Genomic DNA, 7,613 nt, shown 5'->3' on the forward strand with positions numbered 1-7,613 from the left:
ATGACAGAAAGTAAAATGCTTCTACCTAAAAAGGCAACGATTTGGGAAGTATGTCCACGCGACGGATTCCAAATGGAGGAAGAATGGATCCCAACTGAAGACAAGATTCGCCTTATTCGTCTTTTTGCTAATACAGGTATTAAAAACATCGAAGTTACATCATTTGTTCATCCAAGGGCCATCCCACAGCTAAAAGATGCCGAAGAGGTAGTAAAAAGTGTTCAAGATTTAACAGATGTAAAATTTCGTGCTTTAATCCCAAATTTAAAGGGAGCAGAACGTGCTATCGGCTCTGGCATAAAAAAATTGAAATTATTGCTTTCAGCAACAGATTCTCATAGTTTGTCAAATTCCAATGCTACTGTTAAGGATGCACAAGCAAAACTCCTTCCAATTGTTGAGTTGGCCAATAAAAGCAATGTTGAAGTCAGTGGTTCAATTGCTGTTGCTTTTGGATGCCCGTTCGAAGGGAAGGTCCCTGTAGAGCGCATATTAACTATCCTCGAAGATTACAGAAAGATGGGCATCACGGAAATTTCATTGGCAGATACAAGTGGGACTGGGGATCCAAAACTCATATATGACGTATTAGGATTAGTAAAACAAGAATTCCCTGAATTTACTTTCTCAATGCATCTCCATAACACAAGAGGCATGGCATTTGCGAATGCAGTGGCAGCACTTCAACAGAATGTTACTATTTTTGATAGTTCAACAGCAGGTCTTGGGGGTTGTCCATATGCACCAAATGCAGCAGGCAATATTGCATCGGAAGATATTGTTCATGCATTTCATGAAATGGGCGTAGAGACTGGTATCGATTTAGATAAACTGCTTGAGGCCGCAAAAGAGGTAAAGAATACAATTGGACATGACGGTGGAAGTTTTCTATTGAAAGCTGGTCCTAACTCCCAACTACACTGTAAACCGAAAGGGCAGATTAAGCTGGGTTAAAAAAGGGCGTATAGGGCCCTTTCTTTTCACTTTAATGTAAGCGTTATCTAAGAAAAAGGGGTGGGGAAATTGTTAACGTTTTTAGGATTTTTGATGATTGTTGTGTTCATGTATTTGATTATGAGTAACAAAATGAGCGCCCTGAATGCTCTTATCTTAGTACCGGCCATATTTGCCCTTTTTGCGGGGTTTACAGATGTGGGGGACATGATTATAAGTGGTGCTGAACAAGTAGCCGCTACTGCCATAATGGTGACTTTCGCAATCCTTTACTTTGGTACTTTAATTGATGCGGGAATGTTTGATCCATTAGTAAATAAAGTAATTAAGATTGCAAAAGGTGATCCTTTAAAGATTACGGTTGGTACAGCAGTTCTTTCTTTGCTGGTAGGTTTGGACGGCGATGGGACGATTACTTATCTAATTGTTGTTACCGCTTTTTTACCGCTTTATGATCGCTTAGGAATGAACAAGCTGATTCTCGCTTGTTTACCAGCTATGTCAATGGGAATTATGAATGTTTTGCCTTGGGGTGGACCAACTGCACGTGTTATGTCAGTTTTTAACTATGATGCCATGACAGTGTTGGGACCATTAATTCCTTCTATTATAGCAGCAGCAGTTTATGTAGTAGGACTAGGTATTTTCTTTGGCTTAAAGGAAAGAAAGAGATTAGGTATATATAAAGAAACTATTGATCCTCAAGCAGCACTGGAAACCGCAGCCATTGTGATGGATGAGTCACCACAATCACTTAAGAGACCGAAACTATTTTGGTTTAATTTGTCTATAACAATTTTATTGGTTATTGGATTATTAACTGCAGCATTACCATTACCTGTCTTGTTTATGCTAGGCTTCGTAATTGTTACTATTGTTAATTATCCAAATCTAAAAGATCAGAAAACAAGATTAGAAGCACATGCTGGGAATGTTTTAACTGTCGTTTCGCTTATATTCGCTGGGGGGGCATTTGCAGGGATCTTAGAAGGTACTGGAATGGTAGATGCCATAGCATCCTCTATAGTTAAAGTTATTCCTGATTTTCTAGCTCCACAGCTTCCTTTACTTGTAGGATTAACGAGTATGCCGTTTACTTTCTTCATGGCAAACGATCCTTATTATTTTGGAATTGTTCCTATTCTGGCTGAAAGCGCTTCACAAATTGGGATTGATAAACTGGAAATCGCACAAGCGTCACTTCTCGGGCAACCACTTCATTTGTTAAGTCCACTTGTTGGCTCTGTTTATGTGTTAATTGGTTTAGTTGGTGTAAACTTCAGGGACCATATCAAATTTTCAGTAAAATATGCTGTCGGTATCTCTATTGTAATGATAGTAGTTGCGATTATTACAGGTGCATTGTCCATTTGATGAATAGTTCTTTTCAAACTAATTTGAAAAGCTAAAGGGTGGAAGCCTGCTGGAGTAATTGAGCAAACTATTTATTGTATCTACCGCTATTAGTGATTTTAGTGAAGCGGTATAAGTAATTTTGTGGTTAAGAACTTATTGTTGTTATTCAAATTAAGATGTCATTTACATCCATAACTACTTTCATGCCATGTGAATGTACTCTTGTGCAGGATTGGGGTCAGCTGGCGTTGACATCTTACTTGCAGTAGTGAACTGTGAATTTTTTGCGAACCTAACATTCATGATCAATGCTATTTCTGGTATTTTCGGTTTCATTCTCAACTATTCCTGGAGAATAATTGAAGAAAAAAAGAATGCGTAACTTCTGATGAATTCAGTGAAGAATTAGAACGTGCTCTAAGTAGGCAGACGAATCCAACTGGGTCCGTCTGCTTTTCCTTTTTCATGTATGATAAAAAGGAGGGTTTGTTAATATATGAAAAAAAAGAGAACGATAAATAAAAATTTTATCTTTATATGCACGGCGCTATTTATGGTGAGTATTGCGGGAAGCAGACCGCTTATCCCACTTTATGCAGATGAACTTGGAGCAAGTCATGTTGAAATTGGAGTCATTGTTGCGTTATTTTCTTTTTTTCCGTTGTTTTTATCGATTAAATTAGGAAAAATGATTGACTCGATTGGTGTTAAAGGGCCACTAATTGCAAGTATTCTGTTCGGAATTTTATCTATGGTAATTCTAAGCATTTTTCATAATTTAAGCGGCGTGTATATTTCACAAATCTTCGCCGGTCTCGCTCAACTCGTTTTTGTCTTGTCAATGCAGGCATATTCAGGTCAATTTTCGAAAAGTAAACTACGAGAATATTATATAACGGTGTTTAGTATTGCTCTTGCGGCGGGCAGTTTTGCCGGCCCGCTCCTTTCAGGTTTCTTAACTGATTCAATCGGTTATAGTCCCGTTTTTTTAACATTAGGTTGCGTGTTAGTAGGAGTACTGCCATTTTCCTTATTCTTTTCAGGTAAAAAAGTACTGTCCATTCAGCATAAAAGTAATGAGGGAAGTTCACTTCAATTGCTACGCATTCCTGATTTACGAAAAGCAGTACTGGTTAGTTCCATAGGGTTATTGGCAAAAGATATGTATATTGCCTTTTTTCCTTTGCTTGCAACAGAAAATGGTTTACCAGCTTCTACTATCGGTGTAATTATAGCGTTAAATGCGGGAGCGGGAATGTTTATTCGAGGTTTTTTACCATGGATTTCCCAGCATTTAAAAAGGGATGTAATCATCACTATTTCGATTGCCATCTCCGGGGTCATTTATATATTGAATCCCCTGTTCAATCATGCGCTCTGGTTGAGTATTTTATCAATCGTTCTCGGTTTTTGTACGGGGATTTGTCAGCCTTTATCTATCTTTGCAACGATTATTGCTTTGCCTAAAGAACGTGTAGCAGAAGGGTTAGGGCTTCGATTGACGTTTAATAAATTAACTCAGATTGTCGGTCCACTTTCATTAGGATCGTTATCTTCCGTAGTCGGGATGCCAGGTATCTTTTATGCATGCGGAGTAATAATTTTGATGGGTTCTTTTCATCCAGACAAGTTACCTTTTTACAGGGGGAGGAAATCAAGTTAATATTTTTAAGTTAAATAATGTAGAAATTTTACAAAAGAAACCACTTGTTTGGCAAGAGGCTATAGAAAATCTAATAGTGAAATTACAGCCATATTGTTTTGGCAATACTAGCCTTCTTATGATTGATGTAAGTGATTAGATTGATAGTATTGTATATATGGATGAAAATGATTTAGCGAGTGCTCTCGTGTTAAACTTAATGAAGTAATTTAGTTGAATAATCAAGTCAAAAAACGCTCAGAAGTTTCTTTGAGCGTTTTTCTTTCTAATTTGCTATTTGAATAATAGCATGTTATTTTACCATTCTTCTACCCAAAACTAACGATAGCTTTTTCTCTTACATTGATAAACAATCTTTAAATCTTCGTAATGTATTGTCATTTCGGCTATGAGTCTGCCTCTGCTATAACTTCACAACAGATTTGCGCCATTTCTTCTTCACTTTCCTTCATACCTGAAGATATCCATTCGGTTAAGATATTAAATACAGCTCCACTCCAAAAATAAATATCATATTTTTCTTTGCTGCTGATACTATCAGAGGGAAGGTCATCTAGCATTATTTTATTGATACTTGAAAGTATTATCCATTCAAAATCTGCTCTAAGTAGAATTAAGAATATATTAGAATAATTTCTTATTTGACTAAATATAGAGTGCCAGTATCCAAATCTATCTTCAGAATATGTAGTGAAATCCATCTTATTGGAAATAGCTTTTACTACTGTTTCTAAATGTTTATTAAGTATATCCTCTTTGGACTTATAATTACGATAATAAGCGGTTCTTGATACTCCCGCTCGTTTTACTATATCTGAGATAGAGATATCTTTAAATTCATTTTCTTTCATAAGTAATAGTAGTGCAGTTTCAATACATTCCTTAGTAATTTTATTTGATTCTTCGTTTGATAATCGCAATATCTCTTTTCGTTCAAGTTCAGTCTTATTTGACATTACAATTCCTCCTCTTTTGTTTAGTCCGTCTCCTTTCGTATTGTTAATGCAATCAATTGAAAATATAATTGGTATGGCGTTACAAATGTAACGCCTATAAATTAACACTAACTTTATAATAAATCAAGAAGTTTAAGGAGGATTGGATGAAAGATTTACTCACACGAAAAAATGGAGCTTTTGATTTGTTAATGGTTAATACGCTACTTGCTTTTATTGGAATGGGATTGGTTATCCCTGTTATGCCAAGTTATATCAATATAATGGGGATATCCGGAACGATTGCAGGATTCTTGGTAGCTACTTATGCACCACTGACTGAATTAATATTTTCCCTTTATGCAGGCAGATTATCTATCACCTTAGCCCAAAATACAAAAAGATAAAGGGGATTGATGTATATGAACTTAAAACCCAAAACAAAAATCAAACTAGACCACCTGGGGCAGTTTTATGCAGCAGTGAATAGTGAGAATAATCCAGGTACATTTAGCGTTTCAGCGCGGCTAAATGAACCATTAGTTCCTGAAGTACTCCAGAATGCAGTAAATGATCTCTTGCAAAGATTACCGTTTTTGAATGTGTGTAGCAAACGGGGCTTTCTATGGCATTATCATGAAGTGCTGGCAACCCCCCCGAAAATTGTAAATGAGAAAGATTTTCCGGCATTGTGCAGTCCATTTAAAAAGGAAAACAACCATCTAATAAGATTTATTTACGGGTTGCGTTCAATTACGGTTGAAGTATTACATACAGTATGTGATGGTCGTAGTCTTGCTATGGTTGTTAGTTCTTTGCTGGCTAGATATTTTGAACTCTTAGGGGAAGAAATAAACAAAGAAAGACTAGTTGACTGCGAAGAAGCTATGCATATAGACGAAGCGGAAGACGCATATGCGAGATACGCAGATTTTAGAAAGTCCAAGTTAGAAACCGCCAAAGACGTTTATGTACCGAAATATCAACAAACCGCACCTCGTATTATGACTCAAAAGCTTAATCTTGCACAGATTAAAGCAAAAGCAAAATCACATGGACTAACCATTACCGAATATATAATGGTTCATATTTGTAATGAATTTGCAAAACAAAGAACAAAAGACAATAGCAAAAGTAGAATAGCTGTTAATGTTCCAATTGATTGTAGAGGATTCTTTCCTAGTAAATCTTTGCGAAATTTTGTTACACATAAGACGGTTATAATGCCAGAAACAATGAAATTTCATGAGATGGCACAGGATATAAAGAAGCAATTTTCAGAAATAAATTCAGATTATATACAGTCTAAGATTAGCGAAATGGAAAGATTAATGAGAATCGGAAAATTTTTGCCATTGTTTGTGAAAAATAAGATTATTAAGAAAATTGGTGAGGATGAAGGTTCTGGTAATTCTGCTGGTTTCTCAAATATAGGATTGATAAAACTACCTATAGAAATTCAAGACAAAATAGAAACATTTACTTTTGCACTAGGGGCTGAACCAAACATGCCCTATCAGTTTGCGTGTGTAGCAGTTGGTGATACACTTACTCTTACAACAACCATCACGGCAAAAGACACCGAGATTATTGATCGAATCTTGAGTGTTTTATAAAACATATATACATCTGAAGTAGTCTGCTGCCGCATACTAAACTTGTCGAGATTTTTTAATTAAATAGATTAATATCGAATACTATTAAAGAATGATAATGATACTTTCACACTAAGTTAATGATTAGAATATTAACCGGTAAAAGGAAACACTAGACAATGTAATAAAAGAATTAATATAAAACATCCCGAATTATGAAAAGATTTACCTTTTTATAATTCTGGATTTGAAGTACGATATTAATTTATATTTGATTGATTGATTGATTTGTAACGAAATTGCTTCTGCGAATTCAGAAGTCGAAGCACTACCGCCTAAGTCTTTTGTTTTCACATCTTCTTTAAGCGCTTGGTAAAGGCCATCTTCCACCAATTTACCAACGAGTTCAAATTTAATATCATTATGTCTTTCAGCTAGCCAATCCATTAACATTACTGTAGAAAGCATAATACCTGTAGGATTTCCTACATTTAAACTTCACGACACACTTTTAAAAATCAACCTGTACTTAGTCGGAGAACATTTGCTTTATGGACAATTGTCACTTTTTTGCTAAGTTTCATTGCCATTTTAAAAGCAGCATGGGCAATCCTTTCTATAGCCTTCCTAGTAAAGACACCCGATGTGACAACCACATCTTCTGTAATCTTCCATTCTCCATGACCTTCAAACATGTTTCAATCTGCGTAGAATCCTTCAGTATTTTTACGGAAGATAACCAAATTCGCTTCGCCTACTACGCTTTTGATGCCTGGCATTGTTTTAGCGGGGAGAATATTTGCAAATAAATCAAGCGTTTGGCGTAGTGCTCCACTTGGGTTGAGTTTTACCTTATGTTCAAAAGGATAAGTAGCAGAATCATATGGACCTAGTATCCATCCATAGTATTTTCCAGTGCTTTCGTAGTTACCTCTGGAAGTGGATCGTTATATTGTTTGATTCCTTCAATAAATGAACCATAGCGATATTATCAATAAAAGAGAAGTAAATTAGGTTAGTTTAAACAGTACTAAAAAATTTCATGAAAGTGTTTAAAAGCAAAGTAATTGGAATACCAATTAACTTTGCTTTTTAGTTCAATCGGGAATT

The 7,613-nt window shown here is 35.8% G+C and carries 6 protein-coding genes and 1 pseudogene; 5 read left to right on the forward strand and 2 right to left on the reverse strand.

Annotation, left to right across the window (positions count from 1 at the left end):
- The 3 genes from QYB95_RS18850 (at position 1) to QYB95_RS18860 (ending at position 3,973) form a co-directional block, all read left to right on the forward strand.
- Positions 1-954, forward strand: a complete 954-nt coding sequence (locus tag QYB95_RS18850) for a hydroxymethylglutaryl-CoA lyase (protein ID WP_301139912.1) — start codon at positions 1-3, stop codon at positions 952-954.
- A 69-nt stretch (positions 955-1,023) separates the two neighbouring features.
- Complete coding sequence (locus QYB95_RS18855; RefSeq protein ID WP_301139913.1) at positions 1,024-2,328, forward strand: CitMHS family transporter; 1,305 nt, start codon at positions 1,024-1,026, stop codon at positions 2,326-2,328.
- 478 nt (positions 2,329-2,806) lie between these two features.
- Entirely contained in the window at positions 2,807-3,973 is a 1,167-nt protein-coding gene (locus QYB95_RS18860) for an MFS transporter (protein ID WP_301139914.1), read from the forward strand.
- Positions 3,974-4,359: 386 nt separating this feature from the next.
- Here the strand turns inward: QYB95_RS18860 and QYB95_RS18865 are convergent, their stop codons facing one another.
- Entirely contained in the window at positions 4,360-4,929 is a 570-nt protein-coding gene (locus QYB95_RS18865; protein ID WP_301139915.1) for a TetR/AcrR family transcriptional regulator, read from the reverse strand.
- 146 nt (positions 4,930-5,075) lie between these two features.
- Here QYB95_RS18865 and QYB95_RS18870 point away from each other — a divergent pair, with 146 nt between their 5' ends.
- Both QYB95_RS18870 and QYB95_RS18875 read left to right on the forward strand, forming a co-directional pair.
- Positions 5,076-5,315, forward strand: a complete 240-nt coding sequence (locus QYB95_RS18870) for a hypothetical protein (RefSeq protein WP_301139916.1) — start codon at positions 5,076-5,078, stop codon at positions 5,313-5,315.
- A 15-nt stretch (positions 5,316-5,330) separates the two neighbouring features.
- A complete protein-coding gene (locus tag QYB95_RS18875) occupies positions 5,331-6,524 on the forward strand; it encodes an acyltransferase (protein ID WP_301139917.1) in 1,194 nt (397 codons plus the stop codon).
- 204 nt (positions 6,525-6,728) lie between these two features.
- Here the strand turns inward: QYB95_RS18875 and QYB95_RS18880 are convergent.
- A pseudogene (locus tag QYB95_RS18880) lies at positions 6,729-7,473 on the reverse strand (isocitrate/isopropylmalate family dehydrogenase).
- Positions 7,474-7,613: the final 140 nt, after the last annotated feature.

Source organism: Ureibacillus aquaedulcis (assembly GCF_030418165.1).
GTDB classification, from domain to species: Bacteria; Bacillota; Bacilli; order Bacillales_A; family Planococcaceae; genus Ureibacillus; species Ureibacillus aquaedulcis.

What these genes read in the sequence shown, in the direction of transcription:
- QYB95_RS18865 (WP_301139915.1), bottom strand. Translation starts at nt 4,929, where the DNA reads ATGTCAAATAAGACTGAACTTGAACGAAAAGAGATATTGCGATTATCA.
- QYB95_RS18870 (WP_301139916.1), top strand. Translation starts at nt 5,076, where the DNA reads ATGAAAGATTTACTCACACGAAAAAATGGAGCTTTTGATTTGTTAATG.
- QYB95_RS18875 (WP_301139917.1), top strand. Translation starts at nt 5,331, where the DNA reads ATGAACTTAAAACCCAAAACAAAAATCAAACTAGACCACCTGGGGCAG.
- QYB95_RS18860 (WP_301139914.1), top strand. Translation starts at nt 2,807, where the DNA reads ATGAAAAAAAAGAGAACGATAAATAAAAATTTTATCTTTATATGCACG.
- QYB95_RS18850 (WP_301139912.1), top strand. Translation starts at nt 1, where the DNA reads ATGACAGAAAGTAAAATGCTTCTACCTAAAAAGGCAACGATTTGGGAA.